At 55.6% G+C, this 15,386-nt stretch carries 13 protein-coding genes and 1 pseudogene; 7 read left to right on the forward strand and 7 right to left on the reverse strand.

Annotated elements, in window-relative coordinates; all coding sequences use genetic code 11:
- Positions 1–24: 24 nt before the first annotated feature.
- The gene (gene yaaA, locus KQH55_RS09555; protein WP_076795800.1) at positions 25–807 is read right to left on the reverse strand and encodes a peroxide stress protein YaaA; all 783 of its coding nucleotides are present in this window, start codon (positions 805–807) and stop codon (positions 25–27) included.
- 153 nt (positions 808–960) lie between these two features.
- Here yaaA and KQH55_RS09560 point away from each other — a divergent pair, with 153 nt between their 5' ends.
- From KQH55_RS09560 to KQH55_RS09575, 4 genes are all read left to right on the forward strand, one after another.
- Positions 961–1,503 (forward strand): PIN domain-containing protein, encoded by a 543-nt coding sequence (locus tag KQH55_RS09560; RefSeq protein WP_235090716.1) that lies wholly within the window; start codon positions 961–963, stop codon positions 1,501–1,503.
- A 59-nt stretch (positions 1,504–1,562) separates the two neighbouring features.
- Positions 1,563–2,747, forward strand: coding sequence for a pyridoxal phosphate-dependent aminotransferase (locus KQH55_RS09565; protein WP_235090688.1), 1,185 nt, complete (start codon positions 1,563–1,565; stop codon positions 2,745–2,747).
- Positions 2,748–2,885: 138 nt separating this feature from the next.
- Complete coding sequence (locus tag KQH55_RS09570) at positions 2,886–3,665, forward strand: oxepin-CoA hydrolase, alternative type (RefSeq protein ID WP_076786467.1); 780 nt, start codon at positions 2,886–2,888, stop codon at positions 3,663–3,665.
- Positions 3,666–3,974: 309 nt separating this feature from the next.
- Positions 3,975–4,667: a glutathione binding-like protein gene (locus KQH55_RS09575; RefSeq protein ID WP_076795805.1), complete on the forward strand. Its 693-nt coding sequence runs from the start codon at positions 3,975–3,977 to the stop codon at positions 4,665–4,667.
- Between the two features lie 88 nt (positions 4,668–4,755).
- Here KQH55_RS09575 and KQH55_RS09580 read toward each other — a convergent pair whose 3' ends face one another.
- Positions 4,756–5,211: a DUF1178 family protein gene (locus tag KQH55_RS09580; RefSeq protein ID WP_076795807.1), complete on the reverse strand. Its 456-nt coding sequence runs from the start codon at positions 5,209–5,211 to the stop codon at positions 4,756–4,758.
- Between the two features lie 680 nt (positions 5,212–5,891).
- On the opposite strand from KQH55_RS09580, the gene ribA reads away from it, so the two are divergent.
- The gene (gene ribA, locus KQH55_RS09585) at positions 5,892–6,542 is read left to right on the forward strand and encodes a GTP cyclohydrolase II (RefSeq protein ID WP_076786461.1); all 651 of its coding nucleotides are present in this window, start codon (positions 5,892–5,894) and stop codon (positions 6,540–6,542) included.
- Between the two features lie 96 nt (positions 6,543–6,638).
- Here the strand turns inward: ribA and KQH55_RS09590 are convergent, their stop codons facing one another.
- The 4 genes from KQH55_RS09590 to cofC all read right to left on the reverse strand — a co-directional run bounded on the left by KQH55_RS09590 (position 6,639) and on the right by cofC (position 12,914).
- The gene (locus KQH55_RS09590; RefSeq protein WP_076797241.1) at positions 6,639–8,462 is read right to left on the reverse strand and encodes an ABC transporter ATP-binding protein/permease; all 1,824 of its coding nucleotides are present in this window, start codon (positions 8,460–8,462) and stop codon (positions 6,639–6,641) included.
- 141 nt (positions 8,463–8,603) lie between these two features.
- On the reverse strand, positions 8,604–9,575 hold the full coding sequence (cofD, locus tag KQH55_RS09595) for a 2-phospho-L-lactate transferase (protein ID WP_076795810.1): 972 nt from the start codon (positions 9,573–9,575) through the stop codon (positions 8,604–8,606).
- Between the two features lie 214 nt (positions 9,576–9,789).
- Positions 9,790–12,276, reverse strand: a complete 2,487-nt coding sequence (cofH, locus tag KQH55_RS09600; RefSeq protein WP_076795812.1) for a 5-amino-6-(D-ribitylamino)uracil--L-tyrosine 4-hydroxyphenyl transferase CofH — start codon at positions 12,274–12,276, stop codon at positions 9,790–9,792.
- On the reverse strand, positions 12,264–12,914 hold the full coding sequence (gene cofC / locus KQH55_RS09605) for a 2-phospho-L-lactate guanylyltransferase (protein ID WP_076795815.1): 651 nt from the start codon (positions 12,912–12,914) through the stop codon (positions 12,264–12,266). Before cofC ends, cofH begins: the two co-directional genes overlap by 13 nt.
- Positions 12,915–13,224: 310 nt before the next feature.
- Between cofC and cofE the strand changes: the two genes are divergently transcribed.
- The gene (cofE, locus tag KQH55_RS09610; RefSeq protein ID WP_235090689.1) at positions 13,225–14,007 is read left to right on the forward strand and encodes a coenzyme F420-0:L-glutamate ligase; all 783 of its coding nucleotides are present in this window, start codon (positions 13,225–13,227) and stop codon (positions 14,005–14,007) included.
- Between the two features lie 29 nt (positions 14,008–14,036).
- Positions 14,037–14,195, forward strand: a pseudogene (locus tag KQH55_RS09615) (IS3 family transposase); the annotation flags it as partial.
- Between the two features lie 180 nt (positions 14,196–14,375).
- Here KQH55_RS09615 and KQH55_RS09620 read toward each other — a convergent pair.
- Positions 14,376–15,329: a triacylglycerol lipase gene (locus KQH55_RS09620; RefSeq protein WP_235090690.1), complete on the reverse strand. Its 954-nt coding sequence runs from the start codon at positions 15,327–15,329 to the stop codon at positions 14,376–14,378.
- Between the last annotated feature and the right edge of the window lie 57 nt (positions 15,330–15,386).

Here is a 15,386-nt window from a genome sequence, read left to right on the forward strand (position 1 = left end):
GGGTCGGATCCGCAACGAATGGAGTCAAGTGGCCTGCTTGCGACGAAATACATAGGTCGAATCGTTCGACGCCTTCGCATCGAACCGGTAGCCGTCGGCGTCGAACGCGATGAGCCTAGCCGGCTCGTCGATCCGGTTCACGACTGCAAAGCGGGCGAACGCGCCACGCGCACGCTTGGCGTAGAAGCTGATGATTTTGTATTGACCGTTTTTCCAGTCCTCGAACACTGGGGTGATCACCGGTGCGTCAAGCTGGCGCGGCCTGACCGAACGGAAATACTCGTCCGACGCGCAATTGATCAATACCCGCGCGCCACCTGCGCGCTTGAGCTGTGCGCTCAGCGCAGCGGTAATCTTGTCGCCCCAGAATGCGTACAGATCCTTGCCGCGCGGGTTGGCAAGCCGCGTACCCATTTCGAGCCGGTACGGCAGCATTAGATCAAGCGGACGCAGCACCCCATATAAGCCGGAGAGCACGCGTATATGGCGTTGCGCATAATCCAGATCGGCGGCAGACAAGGACCGCGCGTCGAACCCATCGTAGACATCGCCATTGAACGCGAGCATCGCCTGCTTGGCATGCGGTGGCGCGAACCGCGCGGCAGACCAGTCGCCGTACCGCGTATAGTTCAAGCGCGCGAGCGGATCGGAAAGACGCATCAATGTGCCGATTTGCTGCGGCGAGAACGTGCGCAACTGCGTAATCAACTCGGCCGAGTCGTCAAGGAACGCCGGTAGCGTATGCTTGCGTACATGGGGCGGTGTGTCATAGTCCAGTGACTTGGCGGGCGACAAAACGATTATCATGGAAGGCTGACTGAAAAAAGGCATCGCGCGGCGTGATTGGCCGCAAGCGTTGCCATTGTATCGACAATGACGCCCTCCCGTTCCGCCCCGCCGCTGCCGGCCGACCCTGTCGCACCATCGAGCGCCCCTGCGGCTGCCTTCGTCCGTCCACGGGTGGTACTCGACACGAACGTGTGGATCGACATCCTAGTATTCGACGATCCCGCGACCCGCCTGATTGCAATAGCGCTGCAGGACGGCAGCCTCGACGCGGTGCAGAACGACCGCTGCCTCAACGAGCTGCAGCGCGTGCTCGACTACCCGCAGTTCGTACGCTACGCAATCGATAAGCCGGCGGCACTCGCGCGGCTCGCCCGGCTGTGTGTGCGCGTAGCACCGGCGCTGCGCACGAAGGGCGGCACTGCAATGTCTGTACCGGAGGCAGGCGCGAATGCGAGCGCAAGTGCGCGCGCAGCCGGCGCCGCACCGCGCGCACTACCGCTGTGCCGAGACCGCGACGACCAAAAGTTCCTCGAATTAGCGTATGACGCAGCCGCACAGTGGTTGGTCACCAAGGACAGGGCGCTGTTAAAGATGGCGCGCCGGATGGCGCGCGAGTTCGACTTGCGCATTGTGCAGCCGGCCCAGTTCGTCGCCGCCGCAGGCCTTGCCCAGTCGGCGGCGGGCGACGCAATGCACGAGCCTACCGTACAATAGGCCTGCTGGCATCGATCATCCGGTCGCACGGCTCCCCCTATCGACACAACGCTTATGCCATGAACGCCTCGCATCGCCCGCCCGATACGTCGCCCCGCGTGCCCTCCTTCCCATCGCGGTTGCCGCAAGTCGGCACGACGATCTTTACGGTGATGAGCGCGCTCGCGTCCGAGGCCAACGCCGTCAACCTGGGTCAGGGGTTTCCAGATTTCGACTGCGACCCGACAATTATCGATGCGGTCGCGCAGGCGATGCGTGACGGCTTCAACCAGTACCCGCCGATGGCCGGTCTTGCGTCGCTGCGCAATGCGATTGCCGCAAAGATCGAGCAGCTGTACGGCCATCGTTACGATGCGGCCAGCGAAATCACCATCACCGCGGGCGCAACGCAAGCGTTGCTCACTGCCGTGCTGTGCTGTGTGCAGCCGGGCGACGAGGTCATCGTGATCGAGCCTTACTACGACAGCTACTTGCCGGCAATTGAGCTGGCGGGTGGCAAACCCGTGTTCGTGACGCTGGACGCACCCGATTATCGGATTGCGTTCGACCAACTCGCCGCGGCGATCACGCCGAAGACCCGGCTGATCATCGTGAACACGCCGCACAACCCAACCGGCACGATCTGGCGCGACAGCGACATGCGGGCGCTGCAGGACATCGTGCGCGGCACGGACATCCTAGTGCTGTCTGACGAGGTCTATGAGCATATGGTGTTTGACGGCGCCCGCCACGAGAGTGTTGCGCGCTATCCGGACCTCGCGGCGCATAGTTTCATCGTATCAAGCTTCGGCAAAACCTATCACGTGACCGGCTGGAAGCTCGGCTACGTCGCCGCGCCGCGCGAATTGAGCGCCGAGTTCCGCAAGGTCCACCAGTTCAACGTGTTCACGGTGAATTCGGCCACCCAGGCAGGCGTCGCCGCGTACATGGCCGACCCAGCGCCCTACCTGACGTTGCCGGCGTTCTACCAGGCCAAGCGCGACTTCTTTCGTGCCGGCCTGGAACGCACGCGTTTTAAGCTATTGCCATGTGAAGGTACGTATTTTCAGTGCGTCGATTATTCGGCAATCTCGGCACTGCCAGAGGCGGAGTTTGCCAGGTGGTTAACCGTCGAGATCGGTGTTGCGGCGATTCCCGTGTCCGCGTTCTATCATCGGGCGCACGACGCCGGCGTCGTGCGCTTTTGCTTTGCCAAACGCGAAACAACGCTGGCAAGCGCGCTCGAGCGCCTTGCCGCGCTGTAGCGTGTGGCGCGCGCCCATCTGCGCCACACTGAACGATCCGCACTACCGGCCGTCGCCATGGCTGGCGCGCCGCGCACAACTGGGCCTGTCGCTGCTGCCTGTCGAGAGCGACGCCCCCCAACATGAAGGAATCCACCGATGACCGCCGAATTGCTCGCCACCCGCCGGGATGCGACGCTCGTGCTCACGCTGTCCAACCCGGGCGCACGCAACGCGTTGCATCCTGACATGTACGCCGCCGGCATCGAGGCGCTCGATTCATCCGAGCGCGACCCGGAGATCCGGGTCATCGTGCTGACCGGCGCCGACGATTTCTTCTGCGCGGGCGGCAACCTGCACCGGCTGCTGGAGAATCGGGCGAAGGGCCCATCGGTGCAGGCCGACAGCATCGACCTGCTCGGCGCGTGGATCAGCGCGATCCGCGCCTCACGCAAACCGGTGATCGCCGCGGTCGAAGGGGCAGCGGCCGGCGCAGGTTTCTCGCTCGCGCTCGCCTGCGACCTGCTGGTGGCAGCGGACAACGCAAAATTCGTGATGTCGTATGCGCGTGTCGGACTCACGCCCGATGGCGGCGGCTCATGGTTCCTGTCCCGGGCACTGCCGCGCGCGCTAGCCACCGAAATCATCCTGGAAGGCAAGCCGGTGCCGGCGCCGCGCCTGGCGGCGCTGGGCGTAGTCAACCGGCTCAGCGCAGCAGGCGCAGCGTTGGAGAGCGCACTCGCATGGGCTGACGAGCTGGCGCGGCTGTCGCCAAACGCGGTGGCCCGGATTAAGGCGCTCGTCGACGATGCCCCCAGGCAACCGCTGGCCGAGCAGCTGGTCGCCGAACGGGACCATTTCGTCGCGTCGCTGCATCATCGCGATGGTCTCGAAGGGATCAGCGCGTTCCTGGAAAATCGCGAAGCGCGCTATAAATGACCGCGGGCCTACGCGTACACGTCGGCGCGTACGCTGCGACAGGCCGACGGACCGAATGAAGTCCATCGCAGCAATCGCCCGACTGGAGCTGGCATCGTATCTGAAAGACAAAAACGGCGTCCCGCGTGTAAGCCTGGCCCGTGACGCTGCGATCCAGCCGGTTCTATGCTTAAATAGCATGCACCTCGCAGCCGACGGCGCTCGATGCGCTGCAGGCATCGTGTGAACATTCAACTTTCTACAGGATGGGGCGCCGAAAGCGCGCGCGGGCCGGATCCGCGCACCGGGGACGCGCCTCGATAAGCGGATATGATCGATATTTACAGCTGGGCCACGCCGAACGGCCACAAGGTCCATATCATGCTTGAAGAGCTAGCGCTGCCCTACACCGTCCATGCGGTCGACATCGGCGCAGGCGACCAGTTCAAGCCCGAGTTTCTGGCGATCAGCCCAAACAACAAGATCCCGGCGATCGTCGATCACGAGGGTCCCGGTGGCCAGCCGATCGCGCTGTTCGAATCGGGCGCGATCCTGATCTACCTCGCGGAGAAGACCGGAAAATTTCTGCCAGCCGATCCGGCCCAACGTTATGCGACATTGCAGTGGCTGATGTTTCAGATGGGTGGACTTGGCCCGATGCTCGGACAGGCGCACCACTTCCGGATCTATGCGCCGGAGCAGATCGAATATGCGGTCAATCGCTACACGAACGAAGCGCGACGGCTGTATGGCGTGATGGAGAAACAGCTCGGTAAGCATCCCTATCTGGCCGGTGATGACTACACGATCGCGGACATCGCGGCATTCCCGTGGACGCGCTCGTGGAAGAATCAGGGAATCGATCTCGACAACTTCCCAAACGTGAGCGCATGGCAGCAACGCATTAATGCGCGGCCCGCGGTGCAGCGGGGCGTCGAAGTGCTGGTATCCGCGCGCAAGGCGCTGACCGACGACAAGGCGCGCGAAGTCCTGTTCGGCGCCACGCAGTACGCGCAACGCTAAAGAAACCGAGTCGGCAGGACGGGTACTGAAATCCATGCGCTCGTTTTCTTGCCGCACGCTGTTACGCGCAGCTGAAGCGCCGCCCAGATCATTGGAGCGGCTCTTTCAGCAACGCTGGCAACGGCAACGGCATCACGTCGATGCCTTCGTCCAACAGAGCCCGCGCGTCGTCAAGCGTCGTGACCCCGCGGATGCTGCGGGCCGGCGCCTCGTCATAGTGGATCCGCCGCGCTTCCTCAACGAACTGCTCGCCTACGTCTTCGGTGTGCTCGATCACCTGCCGCATCATCTGCAGCCAACGCGCCTGCAATTCGCCCGCATTCAGCGACTGCCCGCCGACGCCCGGCGCGCCATCGCATTGCGCCGGCGCGGTCGCACCTGACAGGTTCAACCGGGGCGCCGACGGCACGCGCTGCACCGTCTTCGAACCACATATCGGACACTCAACGAAGTGCCTCTCCAGTTGCGACTTGAAGTCCTCAGCCGACTGAAACCAGCCTTCGAACCGGTGCGCGTGCTCGCAGGTTAAATCAAGAACTTTCATACCCATGAAATGTACGATCCAGTGTAGCGCAATCCGCGCGATTTGTGCATGATCGTTCTAAATTATCAGACCGTGGCCGACCATTCTAGCGCGTTTGCGCGTGGCGCAACCTCCCCCGCTCCTTCGGCAACGCATCTCCAGAACGCTTGCTTCGTCTCCAACTGATTGACGCTTGGTCTGCCAGGCGATGACATCATTGGCCGTCCCGTTTGCCTCGAGGCCCAACCCCGTGGTCGTCTCCTATAACACCGCTAATTCGAAGTTGTTGCAACAACCGGTCGAACCTGCTGACGTGCTACCGTGCCGGATGAAACAACAGAGCAACAATTACGGCAATCTGCCATCAAATAATGCTTTATTATCTACAACGAAATTCACGCACGCATCACTTGCCGCCCGTATAGCGCACGTTCCCGCAAAGGGCTATACCACATGCAATTTTTCTATTGCCATTTCCATACAAGTATGCAATCCTGCTCGACGACATAGCTTAAAAACATCATTGCACACTGCGCTGTTAGGGTATTCAACATTACATAGCGATCGTTAAGCACATAGGTCCATTTGGCATGTTGGGTGTGCTTGCTCAGTGAGCAATGCTGAATAAAGATTAAGTTTTGTCTGATACAGAAAATTTTGTGTATTGCAGCAGTACCACTTCAGCCTCCCGGGGTGATCCGATGCTACTACAATGCCATGATAGAAGCAGCGAATACGTGACGCATGTTGGCAAAGCGGCACTACCAACTCGTTACGGAAATTTTGTTGCCCACGCATTTCGTTCGAAAAGCGATGACAATGAGTATCTCGCGCTAGTAATGGGCGATGTTTGCCAGCGTGAATCAGTACTGACACGACTTCACTCTGAGTGCCTTACGGGTGATGTACTAGGATCACTGCGTTGCGATTGTGGCGAACAATTGGACGCTGCACTACGCCATATCGCATCCGAGGGCGTTGGCGCGCTATTGTATCTGCGAGGCCATGAAGGACGCGGCATTGGCTTGTGCAACAAAATTCTTGCATACGGACTCCAGGAACAAGGACGTGACACTGTCGATGCCAATCGCGACCTGGGTTTGCCAGACGACGCGCGCGAGTATGACTGCGCGGCGAGCATCGTGCGCCAACTTGGCATCCTGTCGGTACGGCTGATGAGCAACAACCCGGATAAATTTGAGGCGCTGCAGCGCCATGGCATTCCGGTATGTGAGCGCGTTGACCTCGCGGTTGCATTACGCGAGGAAAATGAGCGTTATATCTGGACCAAGCGTAATCGTTTCGGGCATTATTTCGACGAGAATGAACTTCAGTGCCCGTTGTCATTATAGCCGTTGTCATTATATTTAACTCGGCGCTCACTACAATATATCCACTGCTTTACGTGGTGAGCGCTAATCAAAGCAATCGTTTTTATTTACATGCTTTTATTCAGGCTGCTTATGCTGCAATGCCCACATTTGCGCATATAGGCCGCCTGCATTCAGCAATGTTCTATGGGTGCCGCGTTCAACGATACGGCCTTGATCCATAACAAGGATCTGTTGTGCATGCGTAATTGTTGATAGACGATGCGCAATGATCAGCGTTGTACGATGACGCGCAAGCTGTTTCAACTCGCGCTGAATCGCACGCTCAGCACGTGAATCGAGTGCTGAAGTCGCTTCATCAAAAATTAGAATAGGCGGCTTTTTCAGCAATGTGCGGGCGATTGCGATGCGCTGCTTTTCGCCGCCAGATAATTTCAAACCACGCTCACCCACGATGGTGGCATAGCCAGCAGGCAAGCTTTCAATAAAAGCATGAATATGGGCGGCGCGCGCAGCCGCAATCACCTCTTCTGGCGAAGCAGACAACCGACCATACGCAATATTGTAATAAATTGTGTCACGGAAAAGCACCGTATCTTGCGGCACAATGCCAATGGCCGCGCGCAGCGAATCTTGCGTCACAGCTCGAATATCTTGGCCACCGATCAGAATACGCCCAGCGCCATGGTCCACATCATAAAAGCGGAGCAACAGTCGTGCGAGTGTTGACTTACCTGAGCCGCTATGTCCGACAATTGCAGTCGTCGTGCCCGCCGCAATCGTAAACGTTATATCTCGTAAAATTTGCCGTTGCGGCTCATATGAAAAGCTAACATGCTCGAAGCATACTTCAGCGCTCCGGACAGCAAGCGGAAACGCACCTTGAATGTCGTCAACTTCACGCCTGAGATTTAGCAGCGAAAACATCTGATCCATATCGGTCAGACTTTGCTTCAAAGTTCGATACATATTCCCCAAAAAACTCAGTGGAATATATATCTGCAGCATAAACGTATTAATTAACACAAAGTCGCCCAATGTCAACTGCTTATCCACAACCTGTTGCGTCGCCCTCCATAAAACGGCGATCATGCAGATCGCAATAATCGACTGCTGACCCAAATTCATAAACGAAAGCGATCTTTGAGACCGAACCGCCGCATCATGATAAAGCATCATGCCTTCATCATAGCGCTGAATTTCGTGTTGCTCGTTACCAAAGCACTTGACTGTCTCGTAATTAATAAGCGAATCGACCATTAGGGTATTGGAGCGCGAATCAAGCTTATTCATCTCCTGCCTTAAGCGCGTACGCCATTCCGTCACCATCACGGTAAACGTAATGTAAGCCGCAAGCACGAACAGTGTAACAATCGTATAATAGATATCGTAGCGAATAGCAAAGAAAATAAGTACCAACACGACTTCAACACATATTGGTAGAATATTGTAGAGTGAATATGAAACAAGCGTCTTGACGCCACGCGTTCCTCGCTCGATATCGCGTGATAGGCCACCCGTTTGCCGCTCAAGGTGAAAGCACAATGACAGCGTGTGCAAATGCCGGAATACTGCGAGTGCCACTTGTCGCGCCGCGTTGTAAGCTACTTTTCCAAAAATAATTTCACGCAGCTCCGCAAAAAACGAACTGGATAAGCGCACGACCGCATAAGCGACAATAAGAAAACCAACGCCGTGGAACAATGAAAACGACGACCCCTGCACTGCCAACCGGTCAATTTCAGATAGCTGGTCGACAATCGCTTTCATCACAACTGGAACGCCCAGATTAGCGAGTTTTGCGCCAACCAGGCAGGCGAGTGCAAATGCGACGCGCCCTTTATAAACCATCAAATAAGGAAATAGCGCGGCGATTGTCTGCCAGTCACCACGCCGATTCAAAGATACCAAAGGAGAAACAAAAGCCCAAAGGCGGCGCATGCGTAATGGATAGTACATTCTTCGTGATTGGTTCAGCAAGCGTTTGCCGTACTGCATGCCCTTAATCATTTTTTTATTTCTTTATAGCAATCAATCTACTTCGCAAGAAATCGTGGTCAATGTGATTCATGCGGCGCGCTGCTATGCAGCATGGGTCGCCTGTCGATTGTTTCGATAGTGTTCAACGCAAGTCAGCACATGTCGCGCAAGCGCGATACGCTCATCAGGCGTTTTCATGAGCGTCTTGACTTTATCGACTGCCATAAGGTCTGTGCGCAAGAGGTCATGATCGCGTTCATCCGACGGATCAATCACCAAGATATCGAGGAAATCGGCATAAAGAGAAGCAATCGCGCCAACCGAAGCCTTCATCCCCAGTTCATGCATCATCTTAGTCAATGGGCCTTTGACTGCTTCGCCGCCGACGAGCGGTGCAACAGCTAAAACAGGCACATTGCAGGCACGCAGCCTGTCACGCACGCCTGGTAATGCCAGAATCGGTCCAATGCTGACGAAAGGATTAGAAGGACATAAGATCACGCCAGCCAGGTCGGGCGCACTCAGCGCTGCTTCAAATGGCGACGATAACCGTGCCGACGAAGCACCTTCAAAGCGAAAACCCGACACGCGCGGCTCACATCGCCGTTTAACAAAATACGTCTGAAAAGGCAAATCGCCTTCTTCTGTCTCAACGACAGTTCTAACCGGATCGTCAGACATCGGGACGATCGAATGCTTGACACCGAATGCGCTAGCAATGGTCGCAGTTAAATCACATAAGCTGGCACCGCCGTCAAGCAAGCTGCGCCGATAGAGATGAAGCGCAAGGTCCTTGTCACCCAACTGAAACCACACCGGTCCGCCCAAACAAGCCAGTGCTTCTTGCGAAGACCAGCTCTCGTTCGCCCGCCCCCACCCTTTCTTTGCATCCGCCACATCGGCCAGCGTATAGACAACCGTGTCCAGATCGGGACAGACGAGCAAGCCAAGATGCTCAAAATCGTCACCCGTGTTGACAACGATCGTCAACTCGTCCGCAGAAAGCACATGCGCTAGACCATAAGCCAACTTAGCGCCGCCCACCCCGCCGCACAACGCAACATACTTTGCCATTTCCTTCCTATGTAAAGGTCAAGCATTTTTGACTTAAACAGATCACCCTTCCGATCCTGTCAGGCCGAATAGTGTCTGTCTACTTTGATATAGACGTTTGAGCATCTTAGTGAATCCATGATGTGAAGCACTGCGTGAGCGCCATCACAACATCGATTTAGGCAGTCTGCAGGCAAGCCACACCATGAACCCACTGATACAGGCCCGATTATTGTTACGCTTCGTTCAAGACCTGATGGCCGTGCCCACGCACCAAACGTCCGGCCTTCATGAACCGCACAGGTGCCAGCGCAGGAGCAGCATACGAAGCCTGCTGCCGCTCAGTACTGACGTCACGGTAAAGAGGGGTACGCTGCATTGCACGGCGCCCGAGTCTGGCGGCCAGTGCTTCCATGGCAGCAGGCGGCATTTCCTGCCCGTGGGCTGCACCGGCTGCGCGGCTGATCGACTCGTTCATTAGGGTACCGCCCAAATCGTTGGCCCCCGCCTGCAAGCAAAGCTGCGCGCCCTGCTCACCCATTTTCACCCAAGACGTTTGAATATTGTCAATCAGGCCATGAAACGCCAGACGCCCGACTGCATGCATCAAAACGGCTTCTCGCAAAGTCGGCCCCTGACGCGCGCCTTTCTTTTTAAATAACGGCGCTTCTTCATGGACAAAGGGCAATGGAACAAACTCAGTCAGACCGCCTGTATCGCGCTGCAGCTCCGCAAGCCTGAGGATATGTCGTGCCCAGTGCTTATAAGATTCGACATGGCCGAACATGATCGTGCAAGTGGTCCGCAATCCCAACTCGTGTGCCGATCGCACGACTGTCAGCCATTCTTGCGTATTCAGCTTGTCCGGACAGATTTGTCGCCGCACTTCATCGTCCAGAATCTCGGCTGCGGTCCCAGGCAAAGTACTTAACCCGGCATTTTTCAAATCAGACAAAAAAGCGCTGATGGATTTCCCCAGGCTAGTTGCGCCATGCATCACCTCAAGGGGCGAGAAGGCGTGAATATGTATGTCTGGACATTCTGTTTTAGCCGCTTCGCAGATATCAACGTAAGTGCGTCCCGTATAGTCGGGATGAATGCCTCCTTGCAGGCAAACCTCCGTCGCACCACGATCCCACGCTTCTTTCACGCGGCGACGGATTTCGTCGAGGTCAACGATATAGGGCTTTTCGCGCAGCTCTTCTTGTATCGGCCCTCGCGAAAAAGCGCAAAAATTGCAATGGTATTGGCAGACGTTTGTGTAGTTGATGTTTCGATTGACGACGTAAGTGATCGTGTCACCCTTCGTTTGCCTACGCAAACGGTCCGCCGTGTGCGTCAAGTACGTAAAATCGTGGCCGCGGGCGTTGAATAAATGGACAAGCTCGGCTTCTTCGAGGCGCTCGCCCGCCACGCATTTATCCACGATATCGATCGTCTGCGAACAAACACGGTCAGCATGAGAAGCCGTGGTAGTCACTGCCAGGCGAGCAATATCCCCCATCGTCTTGGAGCCTGCTTTCCATAGATCGCTTGTTGCCAAACCACTGCAATCTGAATGGCGCAGCACATCAGCATGCAAGCCCGGGTCGATCCAACGATCACGTTCCTCGATATAGGCAGGATAGACGGTTATCCGCTCGGTCAACGTCTTCCCACCCCTGTCGGTGACCTCACTTAAGCGGTCAATTTGCGGCCACGGCGCTTCTGGGTTAACGTGATCAGGCGTGACCGGTGAGACGCCTCCCCAATCATTGATTCCCGCGCGTATCAAGTCGGTCAGGTCACCATCGAAAAGATTAGGCGGCACCTGAATGCTCATTGCGGAACCCAGAACCAACCGGGCGACCGCTGTTGTCCAACACAATTCGTCCATTGACGGCTCAGGCGCGTTGACCATTTTGGTGCCGGGTTTCGCGCGAAAGTTCTGAATAATGACTTCCTGCAGATGGCCATAGCGATCATGCAAATCCCGCAGCGCAAAGAGCGATTCAAGCCGCTCGCGGCGTGTCTCCCCGATACCAATCAATATGCCTGAGGTGATCGGTATATGCGCTTCGCCGGCAAGGCGAAGCGTTTCAAGCCGCGCTGCCGGGTGCTTATCGGGAGAGCCGTAATGTGGCCCACCACGCTCGGAAAGACGTTCAGAAGCCGTCTCTAGCATCACCCCGAAGGAAGGGGCATGGGGCCGTAGCATCTGATATTCTGCTGCGCTTAACACGCCCATATTAAAGTGCGGTAGCAGCCCGGTTTCAGCTCGTACACGTTGCGCAACCTCAGCGACATAATCGGCCGTCGTAGCATGACCCAGTTGCTGCAGCGCTTCGCGTGCAGCGGCATAACGCGCTTCGGGCCGATCACCGAGCGTAAACAAAGCCTCACGACAGCCTACTGCAGCGCCCGCCCGTGCAATGTCCAGCGCTTGGTCCACGGTAAGAAATGCTTGGCCAATGACCCGTGGCGCTTTGGCAAAGGTACAGTAATGGCAGACATCTCGACAAAGATGGGTGAGCGGAATAAAAACCTTGCGTGAATAGGTGATGACATTACCCCATCCAATGTCTCGCCATGCCGATGCCAGACCGGCCAACTCACGCCAATCTTGCACCGCTTCAAGCTCATACGCCAAAGCCTTGTCATCTAGCCTTGGCTGGTTGCCCTTAGCAGAACGTTCGGCCTCTTGAATCACTCTATAAACAGGATCGCTTACTAATTTTGGCATAGCACCCTCCTCTTGGCGTCTCTGACGGAAGACTCGAATTCCTCAAGGTCGGCAGGCAAGTCAACATCCAGCGCCCACTCTCTTGAACGGACAACCCAAACATCAATTCCGGCGCGTCGAGCGGCGTTTTGATGAGCGGAAAAGCTTGGCCCGCTGAAAAACAACGGAATGGCGCCAGGTCGGCAAATCAATCCATTCGTGCCATGACCGTCCCGGTTCGGCGCCATGCCAATTGCATCGACCGGTGCACGGCTCAACATGTCGATGGCTGCCTCATCCAGCAGCGGCAAATCACCAGGGACAAACATCACACGCTCCCCGCCTGCCGCCGCAATGTGGGCCATCGCTCGTGAACAGGCATTCGCCATGCCTTCATCCGGCGGCCCCCACAAGATTTCAGCACCCGCTGCCCGAGCCATCTCCGCCGTACTTTCCGACGGCGTCACCACCAATAGAGAAGCAATTCGAGGCGATGCGCGCAACGTGCCAATGACATGACTCGCCATGGAAAAAAACAACGCTTGGCGCGCAGCATGACTCAAAACGCCAGCCAACCGGGTTTTGGCACACTCAGGCGCTTTCAACGGCACGACCGCCCAGATGCCGGTATTACGCTGGGCGACAGAAACAGGAGACATCCCATTGCATCCCATATTGTTTCACTTCCCGGAAAATCAGGACAACTGTGTCGCGCTCAAAGCAACCGAAACAATTACCTGGCTTAGGTACCTATTGCACAACAAATTGGTACGTCTGCTTCCATCGTGAACCGCTAACTTGCGTACAAGCACTGCATTACCATAGTTCGACGACATGCTGGCATAGTAGCAAGCAAATTGTCTAGTCACTTGTTATTGACTGAGCCTATTTTTTCTGAGAATCTTTCTACCACTAAAGGGAAGATGAGGAGCTAAGAGGATGAGCCACGCTACACGAACAGAAAGAAGCATGACTGTATCCGCCATCGGTGGCATCCCTCTTATACAAACAGGGGATGATCTTGGCCAGATTATTAAGGAAGCGATCCAAAAAAATGGTATCGCTCTAGAAAATGGCGATGTGTTAGTGCTTGCACAAAAGATCGTTTCAAAGTCCGAAGGGCGATGGGTTGCGCTATCTTCTGTCACGCCCGGCAAGCAAGCTATCGATTTGGCGCAGAAAGTGGATAAGGATCCACGGCTCGTTGAACTTATCCTATCGGAGTCGGCAGAAATCGTTGCGCACAGGCAGGATGGTGTACTGATCACCGCTCACCGTCTCGGATGCGTGATGGCGAATGCCGGTATCGATCATTCCAATGTAGGCGATGAAGACAGTGTGCTTCTACTTCCGAAAGACCCGGATCACAGTGCCCGTGAATTAAAAAAACAGTTTCATCACTTGTGCGGCGTCGATGTCCACATTATCATTAACGATAGTTTTGGCAGAGTATGGCGCCATGGCACGGCAGGGTGCGCAATCGGTGTAGCAGGCTTTTCCCCGCTTAAAAATTATATTGGAAAGCCGGATCTGTTTGGGCAGCTCTTACGAACAACCCAGGTGGCAGTGGCCGATGAACTCGCCGCAGCAGCGTCTTTCCTAATGGGACAAGCCGATGAAGGATCGCCTGTTGTGCTGATCCGCGGCGCGAATTTACCTGCTGCTGATGGAACGGTTGAACAGCTTATTCGCCCCAAAGAAGAAGATTTATTTCGTGAAACCTCCTCTACATTGGCAGTAGAAATGGCCTGAGCATAAAATGAAAGGTGGCCGCGCAAAGCCAGTTCACGGCGAACGCGTTCACTGATGCCGTGTTGGGCTGAAACCTCGGACTGTCGATGGGCGGCAAAGGAAGCTGGCGTGATAACGTGTTCGTTGAACGCATGCGGCGCGGCGTCAAGTATAAAGAGGTCTACCTAAAGGCGTACGAGTCGGTCAGTAGGCGAGGTCAATAAACGCGGAAGGTGGCATGTGGGCAGCCAAATTGGGAAAAGCAGCGGTTAAAGTGGGAGCGGTCTTGTGGGCGGTGCAATGATCGGCCGCCCGTCCAAAACTAATGAAAATTCCAGCGAAGCACAGAAGGTTCAGGCGCCACGTCCTGCGCTGTCCATTGGCCAGCCTTACAACCGTGTCGCTTGGGTTATCGCGGTGAGCAGCCCTAAAACGGCTTTCGAATGGAGTTCGCTATGGGTGGCGTCCGCCACATGAAGTTCGGTATTAGCCAACGGATTGCTTATCTTAGCCTTATTGAATCCCATTTTTTGGGAAAAATTGTCTTTAAATGGCGTGACAAAATCTAGGCCGCCTTTAGGGGCAATGGTATCTTTGCCACCTGAAATATGAATATAATGTTCTACCGTTTCTCTAAGCTTCTTTGTCGGCGGTAAATGATCACCTCGGATGGGTGTGCCTAAGGTGACCAGTTGTTCAATATTACCTTGTGTCAGCTTAATCGCTTCAAAAGCGACATTGCCACCATGACTATGGGCAATGACATTCGTGATGATACCGGCCCGTGTGTTTTCATCGATTTTTTTCGCAAGGGTTTGCGCCGCCTCAATACGGGCAAGTCGATGATTTTTTCCACTCCATTGTAAAGCACTCACTTTCCCGCCAAATCTTTCCCGGACAATATCGGCGTATTTCCCATTCGGGCTGGTCCACCCTACTTCGGCTGCGGTGGCGTTGAACGTGCCATGCACTAAAATGGTTTCAATGCCATTGTTTGATTGCTCGGACGGCCCGATAAAATTGGGTGGGCGATTAAGATAGGGCATTTTGTGCAAGAAATTCAATAAGCCATAGGTCATTTGCTCCTGTGTGGCTTTCGAGACGGCTTCTTTTTTGTCTTTGGGAATACTTTTATCGTGGCCTATCTCAAGATTGGTGGTATGAATCTCTTGCGATCCATTGTACAAGCGTCTCGAAATGGCTTCCACTCCCTTGAATGGCCTCTCTGGATCGATATCCAGCCGGCTGACCAGCCTGACAGATGAATCTTGGTCGGGTACAACCTGCGCTCGCCCTGCCTTTCTCTGTTGGTCGGACTGAACCTTGTAAGCCTTCCTTCCCATTATCCACCTCGTCAATGCAATGATTTTGCGCTAGGTTGACGTAGCAATACATCCATA

The sequence above is a fragment of the Mycetohabitans sp. B3 genome (assembly GCF_021498065.1).
In the GTDB taxonomy this organism is placed as follows: Bacteria; Pseudomonadota; Gammaproteobacteria; order Burkholderiales; family Burkholderiaceae; genus Mycetohabitans.